The organism is Butyrivibrio hungatei, assembly GCF_001858005.1.
Lineage (GTDB): Bacteria > Bacillota > Clostridia > Lachnospirales > Lachnospiraceae > Butyrivibrio > Butyrivibrio hungatei.
This window is the reverse complement of the sequence record NZ_CP017831.1, coordinates 982033-1003824: the sequence shown is the minus strand read 5'-3', so window position 1 is coordinate 1003824 and position 21792 is coordinate 982033. Positions and strand designations below refer to the sequence as shown.

Sequence of the window (21792 nt, the reverse complement as noted above, 5' to 3'; positions counted from 1 at the left end):
GCTCTCCTCTGTATATATGTTTTACATTATACACACATAGGAGAGCTTAATTGTTAATTATTTTTGTATTTTAAATTCGTAGAATTCACCTGGGTTAAGAATAACATCAGCCACAAGCTCAGTGTTTTTCTGTAAATCATAGCCAAATTCTCTCTTTTGAAGCTCAAGCTCTTTTTCTTTAAATGGATACCAACCATCAAAATACTGAGTAATCTTGGCATTCTCACTCTGTACATGGATCGTAGCATGGACTGGATGAGCCTGTCCTGTAACATGAGCATAGAGGATAACCATATCATTATCATAGTGGAAAACAGACACATTTGGTGCTGATACATATACACCGCCATAGTTAAACACTGGCTTAATGGCATCAAACGCCCACACTGGCACTCTAGACAGTTCTGATGGATTCTCAGGAATATTAACAAGATACATCTGTCCCTTGCCATAGCCATCCTTAAGGAAAAGAGATGTGTGATACTCCCCTGCTCCTCCATTTAAAAGTGACCATGACATATTGTTTGAATGCTGGATATCAGCGAAAAGAACCGGCTCTACATTTTCAAGATATCCTGCAGGATCATCAGTTTTATAGTATCTGGTAACAGACAGCTTTCTACCTGTAAGATATGCACTACTAAGATCCTTCCACTCCTTTTCTGGGGCCTTTGCCATAAAGCCTGGTGTTACAAAGGCCTTGCCACCCTTAATAAGGAAATCTTTAAGCTTTTCAAATATCTTTTCATCACAAAGGGAACTCTCTGTTACAAGAACACTTCCACTCTCAGGGAAAAGAGGTGTTGGATAAAGAGCAAAGCCCTGCATTCCAAGGAAGTCTTCAACGTGATTTTCACCCTGTGATGCATATGGAATGTAAGCTGGAATTCCCACTGGTTTGCCAGTTCTATCAAGCATCTTGTCGATTCTCTTAAACTGTAGTCCCAGAGGTGTTACAAGCTTATTTTCAAAAAGATCTGTCCACTGGAAAAGAGTTATCTCTTCAGGCTTGGAAAAGGCTGAAAGATAGCCCTGCTCAAGATAGTCATCAACTGGCCAGCACTGATAAGTGTCAAACCAAGTGCCATGATTTCTGCCGCCGCTGGCATCATCCATCCATCTAACCAGGCTGTAACTAAGATATGTTGGAAGGTGCTGATCCTGGTAGGCACTGGCTCTTGTCTCAGTTCCTGTGTAGACCATGTCAAAAATGTCTTTTTCAACGTCAGGTCTATAGCCCGTTGCATGGTAAGATTCACGCCAGTTAGGGAACTTGATGATCATCTTGACATTAGGATTAACCTTTTTAGCTGGTCCTACTACAAGATTCTCAGAAACATCCTTCATAAGTTCTTTTCTAAACTCTACCCAGGACTTATCTCCCTTAGCCTTGAGGCAATCCTCACAGGTACAGTTTGTAAAATAGAAGTCATCAAGAATAACTTCATCAAACTGCTCTGCACAGTACTCAGAAACCTTCTGAATGTACTCCCTCATCTTTGGATTTGTGTAACAGAAGGTACCAAAAAGTCTCTGTCTCTTTTCATCTTCCTTATCAAGGTCAGGCACAACTGTTGTAAATCCGCCCGCAACCTCAACATTTCTCTCTTTAAAGAACTCGATAAAGCTCTTCATCTTGTCCTTGTCTACCCAGTGCCCTTCTCTGTATGGCTCAAGATAGACCTTATCAAGACCAACATACTTCTCAATGAAGTCATACTGCTTTTTAAGCGTTTCAAGATCCATTCTCTCTAAGATCTGAGCTACGCAATACACTGTAGTCTTAAAATTATTAAAATGTCCCATTTCATACCTCTTTCTTAGCTTTTTCTATTGAATCTATTACTTTGTCACAGAACTGCATCTGTGGAGCAATCCTCTTTAATTTGCTACTATGTTATGCATGACTATTTAATATAACCCTCTCATTTTTTCTTTCTTCTTTGCTCTGTCTAAGAAGTGGCATAAGTGAGATGTAAAGTGCATACCCATTCACAAAAAGTGCCCCGAGCCAAGCGCTTATCTCTGTATAAGCTGTAGCCTTGAATCCTATCCTTCCTATGAAGAAAGAAATAACAAAGGTCCTAAGGATCATCTCTAAAATACCTGAAAGCATAGGAAGCATTGGCTTACCCATACCTTGAACGGCACTTCTGACTACAAATAATATATTTAAAAAGATCATCATAATGCCGCATCTTGGAAGGAACAGGCACACAAGTCCTATCTGCTCTTCACCTGATAAAAGGATCGCAGCAAGCTTATCTGGAATAAATACCATAACAGAGCCAAGGAGCACGTAGGCTGTAAGTGCGATTCCAAGGCATACCTTAAAGCCCTGTTTTATCCTGTCATATCTGCCGGCACCATAGTTCTGGCTGGTATAGGCACTCATGGCATTTCCTGCTGTTGTTGCAGGATTCATGAAAAGATTCAGATACTTGCTGCAAGCTGCATAAGCCGCTGTGTATACAACTCCGAATCCATTTACAAAGTACTGTACTACCATACAGCCTATAGCTGTGATGGAGTTCATAAGTGCCATAGGAAGACCATTTTTAAGCAGGTCCAAAAAAATTCTCTTTTCATTTATGAAATACTCTTTTTGTAATTTAAGAACTTCCATCTTTCTAAGGCTATTAATACATATGATGGATGAAATAACCTGAGAGCACAGTGTTGCAATGGCTGCTCCCTCAACGCCCATGTGAAGCTTAAAGATAAACAGGCTATCCAGGGAAAGATTTAAGATTGAAGAAATGATAATAGCCTTAAGAGGTGTTCTGCTGTCTCCCAAAGCCCTTAATATAGCCCCAGAAATATTGTAGCATATACCGGCCGAAAGCCCGCCAAAGACGATATATCCATACTTTAAGCTATCAGCAATGATAAGCTCATCTGTCCTTAAAAGTCTTAATGCATAGGGCAAAAATGCGACACTACTTACAGACAAGATCACTGCCAAAACAACGCCAAGTTCTATTACTCCTGCAAATCTGTGTTTTAAAGTCTCAATATCTTTGGCTCCATAGCTCTGAGCTACAAGTACTGCAAATCCATTGGCAAGTCCAAAGGAAAAACCAACTATCAGAAAAAACAATGATCCCATGTTACCTACAGCAGCAAGGGCATTGTCTCCAAGGCCTTTGCCAACTATCCAGGTATCTGCAAAGTTGTAAAACTGCTGAAGCATACTGGTAAGAAGCAGTGGCCAGTAGAAGGAAAGTATAAGCTTTAATGGACTTCCCTGTGTAAAATCGATCTCTTTTCTTTTCATAATAATCCCACTCCACATAAAATGCTGAAACTACCTACATTTGTAGTATCATTCTAGTCCCGCATCTTTTTAAATTGATATATATTTTTTGCCAATTTTTGCCCATTTTTTGTTATTATTATTCCATGGGAAACGCAAGAAAAGAAAAAATACAATTTAATACACCTTCAAATATATATGTAGTCAAAAACGGATGCCCCGTGACATATCCACCTCACTGGCATAACGCTGCCGAGTTTACTATCATACTCAAAGACGGCTGCAGGTATCGTGTAAGTGATACCTTCTATGAATTAAAAAAAGGGGATGTGCTTTTGATCTGGCCTCATCAGATCCATGAGACAGTGTCTATTCCTGATAATGCAGCTCTTTTTGTCCAGTTCTCATCTGCAATTATTGAGAACAGCCTGGATCTTGTCTCAATTTCCAGATTCCTATACGACTGCCATTACATTTCAGCCTCAAAGGAACCTGAACTTGCAAAATACATAACCCAAGAAATTCTGGAAATAAAAAAGATACACGAACTTTCTGATCCTCTTTCCGAGACTCAGTGTAAGCTGTGTATCTATGATATTTTATTAAAGATTGGTAACCATGTCCTTGCCGAAGCCAAGAAAGAAACATCTGATGATCTTGTTTCCCGCAAGAGAAGCTGGAAATATATTCATGCTGCCTGCAACTATATCATGGAAAACTCCTCTGATAACATAACTCAGTCAGAGGTAGCAAAAGAGATCGGACTTAGCACCTACTATTTTTCAAAGCTCTTTAAACAGCATATGAACATGTCTTTTCCAGCATACCTGGCAAATATACGTGTCAGGAGCGCGGCATCACTTCTTCTTGATGAGAGCATATCAATCACAGAATGTGCGTTTCAGGCAGGCTTTCAGTCAACCACAGCTTTTAACAAGACCTTCCATGACATCACTGGTTATTCGCCAAGAGAATACAGGAAGCTCTATAAGCAGTGATCATCTCACCATCATCTTATAGATCTCTATCAGTCTTCCTTGTATGCTTCAAGCTTTTCTACGAACGCCTGTCCCATTTCAGAAAGTTCACTGCCCTTTCTGGTGATGTAGCCAAAGGTAAGAGTCTCGTCCTCTTTTAGCTTGATAGCTGTAAGCTCAGATTCATTAAGGCTCTCCCCCAGCATAGCAGCGCCAACTGCGTAACCATTAAGTCCCAGCATAAGCTCAATAGATGTAGCTCTTTCGTTGGTGCTGATGACCTTCTTGTAATCATAGGTAGCAAGGGCTTCTTCTCTGTAGTAAAAAGAGTTATTGTCTCCCTGATCAAATACCATGCAAGGGTAGTCCTTGAGTTCTTCAAGGGATATCTCATCCTGTCCGGCCAATGGATGATCTTTTCTCATATATACGTAGGTATCACGAGTAAAGAGCTCATGAAATTCAAGAGAAGCATCCACAAAGACTTTTTTGAATGTATTCTTGTTAAAGTCAGAAAGGGCAATAACACCAACCTCACTTCTCATGGTCTTAACGTCCTCAATAACTTCGCTAGTCTGAGTCTCTCTGATAAAGTACTGATACTCCTCAAGATCAAACTCTTTTACAGTATCAATAAAGGCATTAACAGCAACAGTGTAATGTTGCATAGATACAGAAAAAGTAGGCTTCTCTGTCCTTGAATTAAGATATTTTTCTTCAACCTTCTCAAACTGCTCTACCGCATGTCTGGCATAAGCAATAAAGCTGGAACCAGCAGGAGTAGTCACAACTCCATTATGTACTCTCTCAAAGATCTGGATCCCGATCTCATTCTCAAGATCTCTGACTGCACTTGAAAGTCCCGGCTGCGAAACATAGAGTCTATCCGCTGCCTTCCTCATAGAGCATTCCTCATCTATGGCAATAACGTACTTAAGCTGTAATATAGTCATGTGCATTACCCCTTTAACGCAAAAAAGTATTATTTTTACAAATAATACCACATCACAGCTATTCGTAAAGAGTTATATTTTCCCATGGTCGTCTCCTAAAACATCTGGATAAAATTATTGCTCCGGGGCAAATGAGCTTCGGAGCAATAGATTATGAACAGTCTATGGATGTTCAAAGAATATATATTAGTCGGCAAATAGTGGTGTGGAAAGATATCTGTCACCAGAATCTGGTAAAAGAACTACGATATTCTTACCCTTGTTCTCTTCTCTCTGTGCAAGGATAGTAGCAGCCTTAAGTGCAGCACCTGATGAAATACCAACGAGGATACCTTCTGATATAGCAAATTTCTTGCCTTCTGCAAATGCATCTTCGTTTTCGATAGCGATTACTTCATCATAGATCTTGGTGTTAAGTGTATCAGGAACAAATCCTGCACCAATTCCCTGAATCTTGTGAGGTCCTGCTGTGCCCTGTGAAAGAACTGGGCTGGTTGCTGGCTCTACAGCAACAACCTTAACGTTAGGATTCTGCTCTTTTAAGTATTCACCTACGCCAGTAACTGTTCCGCCTGTACCTACACCAGCTACGAAGATGTCTACCTTACCATCTGTCTGCTTCCAGATCTCAGGACCAGTTGTAGCTTTGTGTACGGCTGGGTTTGCTGGGTTTACGAACTGACCAAGAATGATTGATCCTTCAATCTGACCATTGAGCTCTTCTGCCTTGGCAATTGCTCCCTTCATTCCCTTGGCACCTTCTGTAAGAACAATCTCTGCGCCGTATGCCTTGAGAAGATTTCTTCTCTCAACACTCATTGTATCTGGCAGTGTAAGGATTGCTTTGTATCCCTTAGCTGCTGCAACTGCTGCAAGACCGATTCCTGTATTTCCTGAAGTAGGCTCGATGATTGTTGCCCCTGGTTTTAACTTACCACTCTTTTCAGCATCCTCGATCATGCTAAGAGCTACTCTGTCTTTAACTGATCCTGCTGGATTTAAATACTCAAGCTTTGCAAGAATTGTTGCATTTGTTACTCCTGCATTCTTACTATAACCATTAAGTTTAAGAAGTGGTGTTCCCCCGATAAGTTCTAATGCGCTTTCTTTGATGTCTGCCATTGTTTTTTTTCCTCCATTTATCTTGATTTGATTTCGTATCCGTTATTTGATGATATGATACTAACACGTCCATCTCATAAATGAAATTAAACAAACCTTATCGGCAGAGTTAATGATTACTTATCATCTATCGAGATGAATAATATCATGCCGCGTAGTATCTGCAAATTACGGGATATTTATTGTCTGTGATAAACAGCCTTTATCACCCGCAGATTTCCTTGTACTTAAGAAGCTCCTCCACATAAGCTTCTCCATATGAAGATAAGACACTTCCCCTTCTTGTGATATAGCCGATTGTAAGAGGATCCTCTTCCTCAAGCTTGATCGCCACCATTCCTCCAAGGATAACATCGTCTCCTGTAAGCATTCCTGAACCAATTGAATATCCTCCAAGCTCAGCAATGATCTCCATTGTAGTTGCTCTGTCATCAGACTTTATCATCTTAGGAAAGTCATAGTCTGCCATAGCCTCCTCTGTCAGATAGAAATTACTGTTATCATCAGTCTGGTCAAAAGACACACATGGATAATCTCTCATTTCTTCTATGGATATGCTCTTTCTACCTGCAAGCTCGTGGTCTTTCCAAACATATACATAGGTTTCTCTTCTCATAAGAGGAGTAAACTCAAGCTGATATTCCTTGAAGAGTTTTTTCATGATTCCCTCATTGGCTCCGGAAAAAGAGATTATTCCTACCTCACTCTTAAGTGATCTGACATCCTCCAAAACTTCTCTTGTCTTGGTCTCATGGATAGCAAAAACGAACTTCTCCGGATCACTTTTCTTGATAACATCAGTAAAAGCCTTAATAGAGAAGTTATAGTGCTGAGTAGATACAGAGAATCTTTCTTTGTCACTATCCTTTGAAATATATCTGTCCTCTAAGATCTCGTACTGAGCAACGGCTTTTTTGGCATAGGAAATAAATTCTCTTCCTGCGTCAGTTAAAGAGATTCCCTTGTTTGTCCTCTCAAAAATAAGAAATCCCAGCTCATCCTCAAGCTCTTTGATGCTTGCTGAAATGGCTGGCTGTGATACATAAAGTTTGCTGGCAGCTTCTCTCATGGAAGAAGAGGTAGCTACCTCTAATACATATTTGATCTGTACTATATTCATGATTTTTACTCCTGTAAGTTCAAAATCTTCAAGATTTATTATGCCTTATTCCTACAGAAAATTCGAGCATTTCTATTTATTATTTGCTATGATTTAATCATTATTATTTTATTAAAAGAGGGAAACTTAAAATGCCAAGACAATCTGAAAGCACAACCAGAAACATGACTTCAGGAAACAGTTTTAAACAGATAGTACTGTTTTTTATTCCTCTGCTTTGGGGGAATCTCTTTCAGCAAGTTTATAGCCTTGTAGACAGCATCATAGTTGGTAAAGGAATCTCAGATAAGGCCCTTGCTGCAGTTGGAGCATCTGGAACTTTAAACTTTCTTATTCTTGGCTTTGCCATCGGTATGACAAGAGGCTTTGGCATTCTCTTTGCACAGTGCTTTGGACGTGAAGATCATGCCATGCTAAGGGCCTACATATCTGCTTCCAAAAGACTCTGCATCGGCATTTCACTTGTATTATCAGTTGTATGCATTCTAGCCCTTAGATCAATGCTTAAGTTCATGCAGACTCCAGCTGACATCATAGAAGATGCCTATATATACTTTGTGATCATCCTCATTGGAATCGTGATCACTGTCCTTAATAATCTTGCGATCACAATCCTTCAATCCCTTGGAGATAGCAAAACTCCGCTGTCAGCAATGATCATCTCTTCTCTTGCAAATATCGTCATGGATATCTTCCTTGTTATGGGACTTGGAATTGGCGTTGCAGGAGCAGCTATAGCTACAGTTCTTGCACAGCTCTTTTCATTTATCTACTGCTTCTACAAGATCAAGATGATAGATATATTTGATAAAAAGAATTATTCAGATGCTGAAGTTAATGGCAAGAATATTACCTTTGAACTTGTTAAGATCGGTATCCCCGTTGCATTTATGAACTCCATAACTGCTGCCGGCGGAATCATTCTTCAGTATTTTGTAAACCTTATGGGAAGTGGCTATGTGGCTGCCTATTCTGCCTGCATGAAGTTTGCTTCACTATTTGAGCAGTTCGGCATGTCTGCAGGTCTTTCTATGATGACCTTTGTAGGCCAGAATATGGGAGCAGGTAAATATGACAGGATCAGGAAAGGTGTAAGACAAGGTCTGTTACTAGCTACTGTCTTAAATATCCCTCTTGCCCTTTTACAGATTCTTTTCCCGGAGCAGCTTGCAAGGATATTCCTTAGCGACCCTGAGATCATCTCCTACTGCAAAGACTTCCTTCCGATCCTTGGAATAAGCCTCTTTGCCCTTGGATGGCTCTTTGTATATCGATACTCAGTTCAGGGACTTGGTAACACCTTCGTACCTATGCTATCTGGCGCCTTAGAAGTAATAATGCGCCTAACCGTTTGCTTTACTGTTGGACGAGCAAGCTTTAGAGGCATTGCACTTTCCGAAGTTTCCGCATGGATAGGCGCATTCATAATGCTAATGATCACTTATTATGTAGTTATGGGTCTGAAATCTAAAGCTTAATCTGCTTTTCTAAGAAAATGATCAAATAAGTTAATAAAACAAAGGCTGATAAGACATCCGCCAAGGATATCTGTAAACCAGTGAACTCCGCATACAAGTCTTCCAACTATTGTAAGACAAACGATCACAAGGCTCACTATTCTGATAAGTCCCTGAAGCTTGTCAGCCTTAACATACTCCCCGATCACAAATGTAAGTGTTGCAAATACTGTTACGATCAGCATTGTATGTGATGAAGGAAATGATGCTTCTACATGCTCAGCCCCCTCTTCAATGATAGGTCTGTAGTTGATAACAACCTTCTCAAAAAGTGCATAAGTAACAAGTGTCACAGCATACACACCGCCAAGACAAAGGATCTCTCTATCTACCTTTGCGATGCTCTTTCTCTTAATAAGCTGAACAAGTCCCATCACTGCAAATATGGCTACAACCAAGAGTGCAAGTATTCCAAACACCTCTGTAAGCTTGTACCAAAACATATTGATTCCAAAAACTTCATGTACTGTCTGATTGATATGTGACAGACCAATCTCTGTATTCTCTGGGCCAATTGCTGCAACATCCACTGTCTTAACTAGTATTATCAGCACTACGAATAATGCTAAATAAATGATTCCCTGTACTAAACTATTTCTTTTCTTCATTTTTTCTCCTTATAAGGTCTTTCAAAGACTCTTTGTACTGACTCACCTACTACTATACCTTTTATCCCCACATAAAAAAAGAACTTTTCTTAATTTCTGGTTACCATTCACAGTTTGGGGATGGTAACAATTTCTATTTTTTTTAATATCCTTATAAATTCCTTATAATTGCCTGATATCCTTCTAACCATAGAAAGCGAAATACAGAAAAACAAAGGCACTGCGCCTTATATTGGAGGAAATCAAAATGAAAAACTTACTTAAAAAAGGTCTCACAGGATTTGAACTAAAATACCTGGCTCTTATATTTATGGTGTTAGACCACATTCACTACTTCTTTGAATTCACAGGCATGATTCCTATTTGGTTCTCATGGCTCGGCAGACTGGCAGCTCCTTTATTCCTGTTCTGCCTCGTAGAAGGCTTCACACACACACATGACAAAAAGAAATATTTTCTTAAGATCTACTCTATCTCAATAATCATGGGTCTCATACGATTCGGCTTTTACAATGTACTTGACTTTGCAGTAAGAGGCGATGGTTTCATACCTGCAAACGCTATGCTTACAAGCTTTGTGGTACTTCTAGTAGTACTTATGGGAATTGAACTTATCAGACAAAAGAAATTCCTTATTGGAATCCTGGCTGTAGTAATCCCAGTTATACTGCCATATCTCTTTATATACTTTGTATATATACCATATACAGATAACCATACAGTTAATATCCTTGCAAGCCTGATCAACTTCACGATTCTTCCACTTCATACCATGATCCAAGATGGCGGAACTCTTACACTTATTGAAGGCATGATCCTATATCTGTTTAGTTTTTGCAAGAATAAGAACGCAAGAATCTACGCATTTGTTATCTTTGAGCTCTTGTACGGAATTGGACTTGTGTCACTTGCTATTGGATCATTTAATGTTCACACTCTTATATTTGAAGCCTATGAATGGATGTCAGTCTTTTCAGCAATATTCATGCTCTGCTATAATGGAGAGCGTGGCCATGGAAATTCAAGGTTCTTTTACCTCTTTTACCCAGCCCACATCTACGTGTTATATGGCATATCACTTATTGCCTATGCATTATTCTAAAAACTAACACCCTGTGGGGACGATATTTAATGAAATTACTAGTAATTGATGACGAAAAAGACATTCTGATACTAATCAAAAAGGCTCTCTCTTCAGATTATGAAGTGACAACAGTGCACAGACCCTTTGAGGAGATTCCAGAAAGCCTTGCAGACTACGACCTCTTGATCACGGATGTGATGATGCCTGGTGAAGATGGGTATTCTCTTTTAAGTAGGATCCGTGACAAGACTGATGCTCCCATCATCTTCTTAAGCGCCAAGGCTCTTGAAGAAGACGTTATCTATGGTCTGTCCATTGGCGCTGATGATTATATCAGAAAGCCTTTCGCCATCGCTGAGCTTAGGGCCAGGGTTGCCGCCCACATAAGGCGTGATAAGCGTGATCACAGTGCGTGCATCAAGGACGGAAATATCAGTATTTACCCTGACTCCAGGCTCGTCCAGGTTGATGGAAAAGAACTATCACTTACCAAGAGCGAATTTGACATCGCTATGCTCCTTATAAGGAACAAGGGACAGGTCTTTTCCAAGGAACAGATTTATGAAAAGATCTATGGCTTTGATAAGGATGGCGATGAATCAGCAGTAACTGAACACATCAAGAATCTTAGAAGAAAGCTATCAGGCGCAGGAAGCGTTATTGAAACAGTATGGGGAATTGGTTACAGATGGAAAAAAGAAGCATGACTATAAGCCGTATGATTGGCATTTATATTGCAATTGTCTGCGTGTTGATTGGATTTACTACTCTCGTTGCTATCATGTTTATTTCTTTCTTCCTTAAAGGAGAAAGCTCTTATGCCGCAGATAATGTAGAAAAGGCAGTGGAAGCCTGGATCTATGATTGTCAGGAAAGCGGCGAGATAAACACAGCTCTTTTCCCAGAAGGGGCAGATATTATCATGATCTCAGCTGACGGAAAAGAAATCTTTGCAAAGGTATCACCTTCCAAGGAGAAGGCGCTTCGTAAATTCGCTAAGGAATCTAGTCCTGAAAATGGCAGAATGCTAAAAGGCCAGGATGTTTATCTGCGTATGGATGCTGCAGACGAAAGCGCATTTATTCACTACTGCGTAAGTGCACCTTACGAGTACCTGTTCCTTTTTGGCTTAGCCCTTGCATACCTGTTGGAAGTCCTGATTCCAACTGTGGTTCTGGTCAAAAAGATCAAAAGTAGCCTTAGAAAAGTATTTGATTATACAGAGAGCCTAAAGAGACAAGACCTTAGCGTATCAGCCATAAACACAGGCATCTACGAGCTTGATCAGATAAATATTGCAACTGAAGGCATGCACAAAGAGCTTGTTGCCACCATGGAAGAAAAATGGAAAAAAGAACAGGATTCAAAGGCTCAGATGGCTCAGATAGCCCATGACCTCAAGACTCCTCTGACTGTCATCAGAGGAAACGCAGATCTTCTCATGGAGAAAGACTGCGATGAAGAGTCCAAGGAAAGCCTTGAAGCCATAGTTCGTAATTCTGAAAAGATTGCCCTGAGCGTTCTTGATATTCTTGAAAAGTAGCGGCAAATGAGGATATATAATTGAAACGGCCCTCCACTACTGTATGAGTAGTGGAGGGCTGAAAGAGTGATATTATGTATTAGCCTTCAATGGCTATCAGATTCTTTTCCGGGATTTTTTTCTCTATCGCCTTTTTAGGAATCGTCAGATTGAGAACACCATGTCTGTAATTTGCATCGACATCTTCTTTTTCAACATTCTCGCCAACATAGAAGCTTCTTGTCATAGATCCAGCATAACGTTCCTGTCTGAGGAGTTTGCCTTTTTTGTTATCTTCATCCTTGTCAAGATTCTTAGAAGCATTGATGGTGATGTAGCCATTATCAAGTTCTACTGTAATGTCTTCTTTCTTGAATCCAGGAAGGTCTACTGAAATCTCGTAATTATCATCTTTTTCCCGGATATCAGTCTTCATCATCCTTGATGCCTTTCTGCCATAGAGCTTACGCTCCATGTCATGTTCCATGTTGCCAAATTCCTTCATGTAAGGGAATCCGAACAGATCATCAATAAAATTCTCTTCAAAAATACTAGGTGCTAACATAATGCTTACCTCCTTTGCACAAAAACAATTTGTTAACTGTTATTGAGCATTGGGACGGAGGGTTTGGATCATTGGAACCTCTAAGTCCTAACGGTCTTCTCTGTTCCTTTGTTCTACTTATGGTATAACACCAAAATTAGCACTCGTCAACCTAGAGTGCTAATTTGGATAAAAAGATATTGTATTCTTCAATACAGAATTAATATCTGTAAGCAGTTCTTATAGCTGGCAAGACCTTTTTCTCTATGAATTCCACACGATCAAAGATCCTTGGCTTGAATGTGCCTGTCATTCCCACAGATACATTTATCTCTTTGTTAACATAGATGATGTTTCCGCTGTCGCCAATCGCTGCATATACCTCTTTATCATCGAAGGGCTTGTACCATAAGTAACCATAGTTCATGAAGCCGAATCGCTCACCAAGCTTAATGTGAGGTGCCAGCATGTCTTTCAAGTATTCTTCTGAGATAATTCTTTTTCCATTATACAAGCCACCACCTAGCACCATCGCGCCGATCACAGCCATGTCTCTTGCCGACATACATAATCCCCAGCCAGCCGTAACTGTACCCTGAGGGTCAGAGTACCACTCGTATTTCCTGGGATTCTTGTTCATAAAGAAATCAAACTGATCTTCTTTGGAACTGTCACCGTGTAGTATTCGCTCTGGAAGCCCAAGTGGCTCAAAGAGATTTTTGTTGGCAAAATCTATGCATTTCTCACCAGTAGCTCTCTCGATTATTCCTGCCAGAATCTGAATGCCAAGGGTAGCATACCTAAACTCACCAGTGATTCCACTGCGGCCTCCAAGATAATCAAGTATCGCAAGAGTAAAGTCCTGTGAAGTACACACCTTCTTCCAGGGTTCTGACTTACCTTTATATGGAGCTGTCATAGTAAGGAGATGCCTGATCGTAACATCGTATATGGTCTTCTCACCACGCTTTACGGTATAATCAGGGAAAAAATCCATCACCTTTTGATCCAAATTCTTGAGATAGCCCTTATCCAGTGCAATTCCTGCAAGAAGTCCCATAACTCCTTTGGTCACAGAATTTACATTCATCGCATCAAGTGTCTTGAATCCATGCCAGCAATCATCAAGTGCTACCTCGCCATCTTTGATAGCATAGATCTGGCAGACATTACTCTCATTACCGCTGCTCTGGGAAATGTACCTATGAAGTTGTTCTTTATTCATAAAAAAGCCTCCTCTTAGGAAAGATTCGGACGTCCTAAGAAAAGGCTAATCGAATTAAAAATCTTTTTCAAGAAAAATCTTAAAAAATATGTAGTCAAAGATATAGCGAATAAAACTGGAAGTTAATCTCCCTACAAATTTGAAGTTGTCTGTTTATGCAGAACGCAGTTATATCGAACTGCTGGCCCGTCAGGGTATTCAATGACGATCTTCTCCTCCGAAAAGCCGCATTTGCGGTAAAAACCAATCGAATCATCATCAGTTTGGGCTTTGACGCATTCCAGATCATCCAATTCCATTACACGCCGGATCAGTTGTTTTCCGATTCCCTTACGGCGAGCATCAACAGATACGGCTATTCCAATGATTTCCGCGGCAGCATCTGAAAACTTCAGGATTATCATACCTGTTTTCCTGCCTTGATTTTCATATACAAATACTTTTGTCGACGGATCGCATAACAGGTCATCCATCTGTCCTTTATAGTCCTTGTATGCCGGATGATACATACAGGAAGCATAGATTGAAAACGCTTCTTCTGACAGTAGCCAATCCGCATTCTCGCATATCATAACCTTCATAAACATCCTCACAAATTGCGATTTGTCATCGTCTATAAAACTGGAATTTTACTAATTATTTCTTTTCTTCTGCCTCTATTTCCATTCTATAGATATAGGCAGTGCTTTTTTAGCTTGTCCTTCTGCCTAAATTACACATTTAACAAAAGAGGCAGTTTATTTCACCTCTGTAAAACTGCCTCTTTTACATATTCAAAATTTAGGCAGTACAACCACCTTCAATTCAACTGCCTATATTCTCATTTTCTCAATTTAGGCAGAATCCCTTCTCTAAAATCAACTGCCACTTTTCATCAATTACAAAAATAGGCAGTAAAACTCCTCCAAATCTCACTGCCTATTTCATAGAATCTATAATGTAGGCAGTACCTAGGCTTTTTAGAGTTAAAAGTGCATGCAGTAGACGGGCTTTTTGGAGACTTTGTAAGCAATTTTGCTGTCTTGAAAAACGTCAGTACTTGGCTTATGTCCTTTATAAGCCTAGTACTGCTACGTTTTTCACGAAGCGAGAGCGTCAGCAAAATGATTACAAAGCTCCAAAAAGCCCATCCACAACATAACCACCTTTTAATTCCAAAAAGCCCCTTACTTCATAAAGTCAAAGATACTGATCTGGTTGGAGTCTGGAATGTCTCCCAGAAGTCCCATATCAGCCATCTTCTCCATTACTGTCTGTGGGCACTTGGTTCTTTGCTTGAAATCATCCTTTGAAAGGAATGGTCCGTCCTTGGCTGCCTCCACGATCTGGTCTGCAGCTTTTTCACCCATACCATCGATACTGGTAAGGGATGGCATGATCTTGTCTCCAATTACCTGGAACTCACGAGACTTAACCTTGAATATATCGATAGGAAGGAACTCAATTCCTCTCTCGTACATTTCCTCTACAAGTCTCATATCGCCATACTCAGCCTGCTGAGCATTTGTAAGCTCATCCTTCTTATTGTTGTACTCACGCATGATAGCATGAAGGTGATTCTCACCCTGACACATGTGCTCGTAGTTGAAGGCCTTAGCTCTTATACTAAACCAGGCAGCATAGAAAGCCTGTGGCACGTAAACCTTAAAGTAAGCAATTCTCCAGGCCATCATAACGTACGCAGCCGCATGCGCCTTAGGGAACATGTACTTGATCTTTTTGCAGGACCAGATATACCAGTCAGGAACGCCAGCTGCGATCATAGCTTCTTCCATCTCCGGCTTAAGTCCCTTACCTTTACGAACTGACTCCATGGTCTTGAAGGAAAGTGACTTGTCCATTCCCTTCTGGATCAGGTAGATCATGATATCGTCTCGACAACAGATACAGGTATCGATAGTAGCCTTGCCTTCCTGAATGAGGGTCTGGGCATTGCCAAGCCAAACGTCCGTACCATGTGAAAGACCTGAAATACGGATAAGGTGGGACAATGATGTAGGATGTGCATCGATAACCATCTGCATAGCGAAGTCAGTACCAAACTCAGGAAGTCCAAGACATCCTAGCTTGGTGCCGCCAAGCTGCTCAGGAGTTACTCCAAGAGCAGTTGTATTCATAAACAAACTCATTACATTCTTGTCATCAAGAGGTACGGTCTTAGGATCAAGGCCTGTACAATCCTGAAGGAATCTGATCATGGTAGGATCATCGTGGCCGAGAATATCGAGTTTTAACAGGTTATGATCAATTGAGTGGTAATCGTAGTGTGTTGTAATAGTAGCTGTTGTCATATCGTTAGCAGGATGCTGAACAGGACAGAATGAGTTAATATCCTCTCCAACAGGAAGTACTATGATTCCACCAGGGTGCTGACCTGTACCACGTCTGATACCGGTACATCCCTGAACTATTCTGTTTATCTCACATTTTCTCTTGCTGGCCCCGATTCCATCATAATATTTTTTGACGAAACCATAAGCAGTCTTGTCCGCAAGAGCCGCAATTGTTCCAGCTCTGAAGGTCTGTCCATAGCCAAAGATAACTTCCGTATACTTGTGGGCCTTGGACTGATACTCTCCAGAGAAGTTAAGGTCGATATCAGGCTCTTTATCACCCTTGAATCCAAGGAAGGTCTCGAAAGGAATATCAAAGCCATCCTTGTTCATCATGGCGCCGCACTTAGGGCATCTCTTATCCGGCATATCACAACCTGAATTACCGGCGTACTTAAGTACGTCTTCAGAATCAAAATCAGAGTATTTACACTTAGGGCACACATAGTGCGGACTAAGGGAGTTAACCTCCGTAATACCTGATGTAAACGCAACGAAGGAAGATCCTACAGAACCTCTGGAACCTACCAGATATCCGTCCTCATTGGACTTCCAAACCAGCTTCTGGGCAATGATATACATAACCGCGAAACCGTTCTTGATAATAGAGTTAAGCTCTCTTTCAAGTCGCTCTTTTACTATCTCAGGAAGATTCTCACCGTAGATCTCATGAGCCTTGTCGTAACAGATCTTGGTCAGGATCTCATCAGAATTTTCAATGACAGGGGCGCACTTATCAGGTCGAACCGGCGAGATACTATCGCACATATCAAGAATCTTTCTGGTATTGTCTATTACTATCTCTTTTGCCTTGTCGCCACCAAGATAATCGAACTCCTCCATCATCTCCTCTGTAGTTCTTAGGAAAAGAGGTGCCGGCTCCTCATCATTCATACCTTTGCCGGCCATGATGATAGTCCTGTATATCTCATCTTCTGGATTTAAGAAATGGGCATCGCAGGTAGCCACAACAGGCTTATTGAACTGCTCACCAAGTCTTACGATTTCTTTGTTGATGTCTCTGATATCGTCATCACTGTTAATGTCTTCGTATCTCTCGGAATCAACCATGAAGTGGTTATTGCCAACAGGCTGGATCTCAAGGTAATCATAAAAGTCCACAAGTCTTGCGATCTCTTCTGGCGGCCTTCCTTCCACCACAGCACCGTATAGTTCACCAGCGCAGCAGGCACTACCAACAATGAGTCCTTCTCTATGCTTTATCAGCTCACTCTTAGGAATAAGAGGAAATCTTCTAAAGTAGTCAATGTGTGATTCACTGACAAGAGTATAAAGATTAACTCTTCCAAGAGTGTTCTTGGCAAGGATGATGCAGTGGTTTGGACGAAGATGTCTTATCATCTCCTTGGTTGGCTTACCTAAAATATTTACATCAGTAAGATTCTGAGCCTTCTGCTCTTTTAACATAGGAATAAACTTGTTAAAGATAAGGGCTGTACACTCAGCATCATCAACAGCTCTGTGATGGTGATCAAGAACTACGTTAAGAGTCTTGGCAACTGCATCAAGAGTATGCTTAGCCTGAAGTGGGAAGAAATACCTTGAAAGCCAGAGGGTATCTACTGTTGTGTAGTCCACATCAATTCCAAGTTCTTTACAGTTCTGATTGATAAAGCTGATATCAAAGCCTACGTTATGTCCTACAAGTACTGCATCTTTACAGAACTCCACAAACTGAGGAATGATGACCTCTCTTGTAGGGGCATCCATTACCATCTCATCTGTGATACTTGTGAGTTTCTCAATCCTGTAAGGAATTGGGACCTGTGGATTAATAAACTCTGAGAATCTGTCTATGATCTCACCATTTCTGATCTTAACAGCGCCAATCTCAATGATCTTATTCTTAATAGGTGAAAAACCTGTTGTCTCAATGTCAAATACTACAAAAGTAGTGTCATCAAGGGGCTGTCCCTTGTCATTTACTACAATCTCTTTGAGGTCGTCTACAAGATATGCTTCTACACCAAGAACAAGCTTAAAGAAATCCTGTCTCTCGATAGGAGGTTCTCCAGCTTCTTTTCTTCGTTTCTTTTCATCACTAAAAAGGTCTTCCCACACGTGGTTGGCTATAGTAAGGGACTGAACAACACCGTGATCAGTGATGGCGATACCTGGCATGCCCCATTTGTAGGCTTGCTTTACAATGTCTTTTACCTCAGAAACACCATCCATATCACTCATCTTGGTATGGCAGTGAAGTTCAACACGCTTTACATCAGCTCTATCTACTCGCTTACTTGTAAAGTCAGGTATCTTCTTGACTCCTACAACAGACTGGATAGACAGCTCATGGTCAAACTTATCCACAGCTGCTATACCTTTGAGCTTAAGAAATGCACCAGGCTTGATGTCCTTGGTGATATCAGGTACATCTTCAGTCTTAACGAACATCTTGACTGTTATGGAATCTGTAAAGTCAGTAATATCGAAGATAAGAATACTCTTCTCGTTTCTGATATCTCTTTTATCAAAGGCTATGACCTGACCATGTATAGTTACTTCGCCAAGCTCTCCGATAAGATCTGAAAGCTTCATGGTCTCATCGTCAAAGTCACGTCCAAATACAACATCAGGATTATCTGACTTCTTGTAGCTTCCGCCGAAGTCGCCCTTTTTGCCTGCCCATTTGCCCTTGGTAAAGGAAGGAGTTGCAGCGCCGTTTGAACTCTTTTGAGGCTCTGGCGTTTTCTCAGCTTCTGCCTTTGCTGCGGCTTCCTTAGCTTCTTTTTCTTCCTTCTGCTTTTTCTTTTCCTCTGACTCTGCCTCAGCAGCTTCAAGCTTTTTAGCCATCTTGGCTGACTCTGAAGAATAATCAGGTTCTTTGGTTTCTTTTTCTACCTCAACAAATTCAGGTGTTATATCAACAGATAGTCCGCATCTTTCATTGATGATCTTATCAAGTACTCGTACAAGATCAGGAGCCTTCTTTTTGCCTACTACGCTGTCTTCAAGCTTTATGACAACGCTTTTGTCATTTGGATATACAAAAGAAGCAGAACGAAAAAGACTATATTCCATATGGTCATAGTCTTTAAGTTCCATCTCGATGCTGTCTTTATAAATGTCAATAAGATTCTCTGGAGTGTACTGAGCAGAAAGAGAAAACTTTTCATAGATCTTGACCGTAAGATCTTGATTGCCGAAAAGCTGCTTTTTGATACCTGTCTCAGTTTTATAGATATCTTCTTTTTCTATTAACTTATTACTTGATATATATACTCTGATAAAATCCTGTTTTCTTGTGGTAGACACCTTTTCAACCATGGTCTGTTCCATGATCTCTTTGGTATGAGCGTCTAATTTAAGAGCAGGAAATACCTCAAAAAAAGATTTTGACACGTTTCTCTTCCCCTAACAAAAATCTCGTTAAGCGATCACTTCCAGTGATCAAGTTCATCCTTAAGGACTGCAAGGAGCTGATCCTCAGGCACTTTTTTCACAACTTCTCCGTTCTTGATAAGAAGTCCTTCCCCGATGCCTCCGGCAATTCCTATATCAGCTTCTTTAGCTTCTCCAGGGCCATTTACAGCGCATCCCATAACAGCAACCTTGATATTAAGGTCGTAGTTCTGAACCATGGTCTCAACCTGATTGGCAAGTCCGATAAGGTCAATCTTGGTCCTGCCGCAAGTGGGACAGGATACAACCTCGATACCGCCCTTTCTGATATCAAGAGTTCTGAGGATTGTCTTGGCTGTCTTGATCTCTTCTACAGGATCACCTGATAAAGATACTCTGATAGTATCGCCGATGCCTTCATTTAAGATAATTCCAAGCCCAACTGATGACTTGATATTTCCGCCATAAACTGTTCCAGCCTCTGTTATTCCTACGTGAAGCGGATACTGACATTTCTGAGCAAGAAGCTCATGAGCCTTGACGCAGAGCATAACATTTGAAGACTTGATACTAACAACCATGTTATCGTAGCCAAGATCCTCAATAATTCCGATCTTGTCCAAAGCGCTCTCTACAAGTCCTTCTGCTGTTACTCCGCCGTACTTCTCAACTAGATTCTTTTCTAAAGAGCCGCTGTTAACGCCAACTCTGATAGGAATATTTCTCTCCTTGGCACAGCTTACAACTGCAGCGATCCTATCCTTTGAGCCAATATTACCAGGATTGATCCTGATCTTGTCAGCACCATTTTCCATTGCAGCAATGGCCATCTTGTAATCAAAGTGGATATCAGCAACAAGAGGAATATGGATCTCTTTTTTGATTTCCTTAAGAGCAAGAGCCGCCTCCTCATTAGGAACTGTGCATCTGATGATTTCACATCCAGCCTCTTCAAGTCTCTTGATCTGGGCAACTGTAGCCTGTACATCTTCAGTTCTAGTGTTAGTCATAGACTGAATAAGTATAGGATTGCCACCACCGATCACTCTATCGCCAATTTTTATGACTTTCGTATTATCTCTATATGCCATCATTAAACCTCTTCTATTATCAACGTGTAAACTTTGTAATATCATTAAACAGTACAAATACCATCAGGCCCAGAAGTGCGATCATACCAATCATGTGCACGAATCCTTCCTTCTCTGGTGGTACTTTTTTACCAAATATAACCTCAATGAACTGGAACACCAGTCTTCCTCCATCAAGCGCAGGAAGTGGCAGAAGGTTCATTACTCCAAGGTTAACTGATAAAAGAACTGTAAGAGAAAGCATGGTAAGTATCACTGAAGATATACCATAAGGCTTGGTCTCCTGATAAGCATCATCTACGATCTTGACCATTCCTACAGGTCCAGAAACATCATCCCTTGAAAGCTTACCCTTAAACAAAAGAGCAAGGCTTCTGTATGTGGTCTTAAAATAATATCTTACTTCATACCAGGCATACTTAAGAGCCTGTGGTCCTTTGATCTCACCAAACTCTCCAAGATAAACACCCATGTAGTATCTTCCAGCTTCTGCACTGTACTTTGGAGTAAGTGTTGTCTCATAGATCTGTCCATCTCTCTCATATACGATATCCATCGGAGAGCCTTCAGCGAACTGGGAGATAAGTGTAACCTCGCCTGCCATGTAAACCTTTTCACCGTCAACACTGATGATCTTGTCACCAGGCTGCATTCCTGCTTCCTGGGCAGCTGAATCCTCTGTCAGCTCGTTGATCACAGGGAAATTCCAGGCAGAAAAGCTTACTAAGATAACTGCAAGGATATAAGCAATGATAAAGTTTGCAAATGGTCCTGCAAAAAGCGTTGCGATTCTGCGCCATACAGAAGCATTCAAAAATGAGTGCTCATCATAGCCTTCTTTTTCCTCTTCTACAGGATCCATTCCGTCAAACACACAAGCGCCGCCGATTGGAAGAAGTTTGATACTGTATAAGGTATCCCCCTTCTTTTTCTTCCAAATAGTTGGTCCCATTCCTACAAAGAATTCGTTGACTCTGATACCGCCAGATTTAGCAATGATAAAGTGTCCAAATTCATGGGACGTAACCAGTATTCCAAATATTACAAAGAATATAATCACACTAATTAACATATAAG

The 21792-nt window shown here is 40.7% G+C and carries 17 protein-coding genes; 5 read left to right on the top strand and 12 right to left on the bottom strand.

Annotated elements, in window-relative coordinates:
- Nucleotides 1-57: 57 nt before the first annotated feature.
- Nucleotides 58-1806, bottom strand: a complete 1749-nt coding sequence (locus bhn_RS04870; protein ID WP_071175632.1) for a hypothetical protein — start codon at nt 1804-1806, stop codon at nt 58-60.
- A gap of 91 nt (nt 1807-1897) precedes the next feature.
- Nucleotides 1898-3277, bottom strand: coding sequence for an MATE family efflux transporter (locus bhn_RS04865; protein ID WP_236845965.1), 1380 nt, complete (start codon nt 3275-3277; stop codon nt 1898-1900).
- A 125-nt stretch (nt 3278-3402) separates the two neighbouring features.
- Here bhn_RS04865 and bhn_RS04860 point away from each other — a divergent pair, with 125 nt between their 5' ends.
- Entirely contained in the window at nt 3403-4254 is an 852-nt protein-coding gene (locus tag bhn_RS04860) for an AraC family transcriptional regulator (RefSeq protein ID WP_083385731.1), read from the top strand.
- A gap of 29 nt (nt 4255-4283) precedes the next feature.
- Here bhn_RS04860 and bhn_RS04855 read toward each other — a convergent pair whose 3' ends face one another.
- The 3 genes from bhn_RS04855 to bhn_RS04845 all read right to left on the bottom strand — a co-directional run bounded on the left by bhn_RS04855 (nt 4284) and on the right by bhn_RS04845 (nt 7428).
- Nucleotides 4284-5186 (bottom strand): LysR family transcriptional regulator, encoded by a 903-nt coding sequence (locus bhn_RS04855; RefSeq protein WP_071175629.1) that lies wholly within the window; start codon nt 5184-5186, stop codon nt 4284-4286.
- Nucleotides 5187-5372: 186 nt separating this feature from the next.
- Nucleotides 5373-6308, bottom strand: a complete 936-nt coding sequence (gene cysK / locus bhn_RS04850; RefSeq protein ID WP_071175628.1) for a cysteine synthase A — start codon at nt 6306-6308, stop codon at nt 5373-5375.
- A 205-nt stretch (nt 6309-6513) separates the two neighbouring features.
- Nucleotides 6514-7428 (bottom strand): LysR family transcriptional regulator, encoded by a 915-nt coding sequence (locus bhn_RS04845; RefSeq protein WP_071175627.1) that lies wholly within the window; start codon nt 7426-7428, stop codon nt 6514-6516.
- A 131-nt stretch (nt 7429-7559) separates the two neighbouring features.
- Here bhn_RS04845 and bhn_RS04840 point away from each other — a divergent pair, with 131 nt between their 5' ends.
- Nucleotides 7560-8906: an MATE family efflux transporter gene (locus bhn_RS04840; protein WP_071175626.1), complete on the top strand. Its 1347-nt coding sequence runs from the start codon at nt 7560-7562 to the stop codon at nt 8904-8906.
- Here bhn_RS04840 and bhn_RS04835 read toward each other — a convergent pair.
- Nucleotides 8903-9553, bottom strand: coding sequence for a phosphatase PAP2 family protein (locus bhn_RS04835; RefSeq protein WP_071175625.1), 651 nt, complete (start codon nt 9551-9553; stop codon nt 8903-8905). The genes bhn_RS04840 and bhn_RS04835 overlap by 4 nt on opposite strands.
- Nucleotides 9554-9800: 247 nt before the next feature.
- Between bhn_RS04835 and bhn_RS04830 the strand changes: the two genes are divergently transcribed.
- The 3 genes from bhn_RS04830 to bhn_RS04820 are packed head-to-tail and all read left to right on the top strand — an operon-like array spanning nt 9801 to nt 12180.
- Nucleotides 9801-10655, top strand: a complete 855-nt coding sequence (locus bhn_RS04830) for a TraX family protein (RefSeq protein ID WP_071175624.1) — start codon at nt 9801-9803, stop codon at nt 10653-10655.
- 29 nt (nt 10656-10684) lie between these two features.
- Nucleotides 10685-11344 carry a response regulator transcription factor gene (locus bhn_RS04825; RefSeq protein WP_071175623.1) on the top strand — a complete coding sequence of 220 codons (660 nt, stop codon included), beginning with the start codon at nt 10685-10687 and terminating at the stop codon, nt 11342-11344.
- On the top strand, nt 11308-12180 hold the full coding sequence (locus bhn_RS04820; protein ID WP_083385729.1) for a histidine kinase dimerization/phospho-acceptor domain-containing protein: 873 nt from the start codon (nt 11308-11310) through the stop codon (nt 12178-12180). Before bhn_RS04825 ends, bhn_RS04820 begins: the two co-directional genes overlap by 37 nt.
- A gap of 79 nt (nt 12181-12259) precedes the next feature.
- On the opposite strand, the gene bhn_RS04815 is transcribed toward bhn_RS04820, so the two are convergent.
- The 6 genes from bhn_RS04815 to rseP form a co-directional block, all read right to left on the bottom strand.
- Complete coding sequence (locus tag bhn_RS04815; RefSeq protein WP_071175621.1) at nt 12260-12724, bottom strand: Hsp20/alpha crystallin family protein; 465 nt, start codon at nt 12722-12724, stop codon at nt 12260-12262.
- A 199-nt stretch (nt 12725-12923) separates the two neighbouring features.
- Nucleotides 12924-13928 (bottom strand): serine hydrolase domain-containing protein, encoded by a 1005-nt coding sequence (locus tag bhn_RS04810; RefSeq protein WP_071175620.1) that lies wholly within the window; start codon nt 13926-13928, stop codon nt 12924-12926.
- 131 nt (nt 13929-14059) lie between these two features.
- Entirely contained in the window at nt 14060-14509 is a 450-nt protein-coding gene (locus bhn_RS04805; protein WP_071175619.1) for a GNAT family N-acetyltransferase, read from the bottom strand.
- A gap of 585 nt (nt 14510-15094) precedes the next feature.
- Complete coding sequence (locus tag bhn_RS04800) at nt 15095-19624, bottom strand: PolC-type DNA polymerase III (protein WP_071175618.1); 4530 nt, start codon at nt 19622-19624, stop codon at nt 15095-15097.
- 35 nt (nt 19625-19659) lie between these two features.
- Entirely contained in the window at nt 19660-20715 is a 1056-nt protein-coding gene (ispG, locus tag bhn_RS04795) for a flavodoxin-dependent (E)-4-hydroxy-3-methylbut-2-enyl-diphosphate synthase (RefSeq protein ID WP_071175617.1), read from the bottom strand.
- Nucleotides 20716-20734: 19 nt separating this feature from the next.
- Nucleotides 20735-21787: an RIP metalloprotease RseP gene (rseP, locus tag bhn_RS04790; RefSeq protein ID WP_083385725.1), complete on the bottom strand. Its 1053-nt coding sequence runs from the start codon at nt 21785-21787 to the stop codon at nt 20735-20737.
- Nucleotides 21788-21792 lie beyond the last annotated feature (5 nt).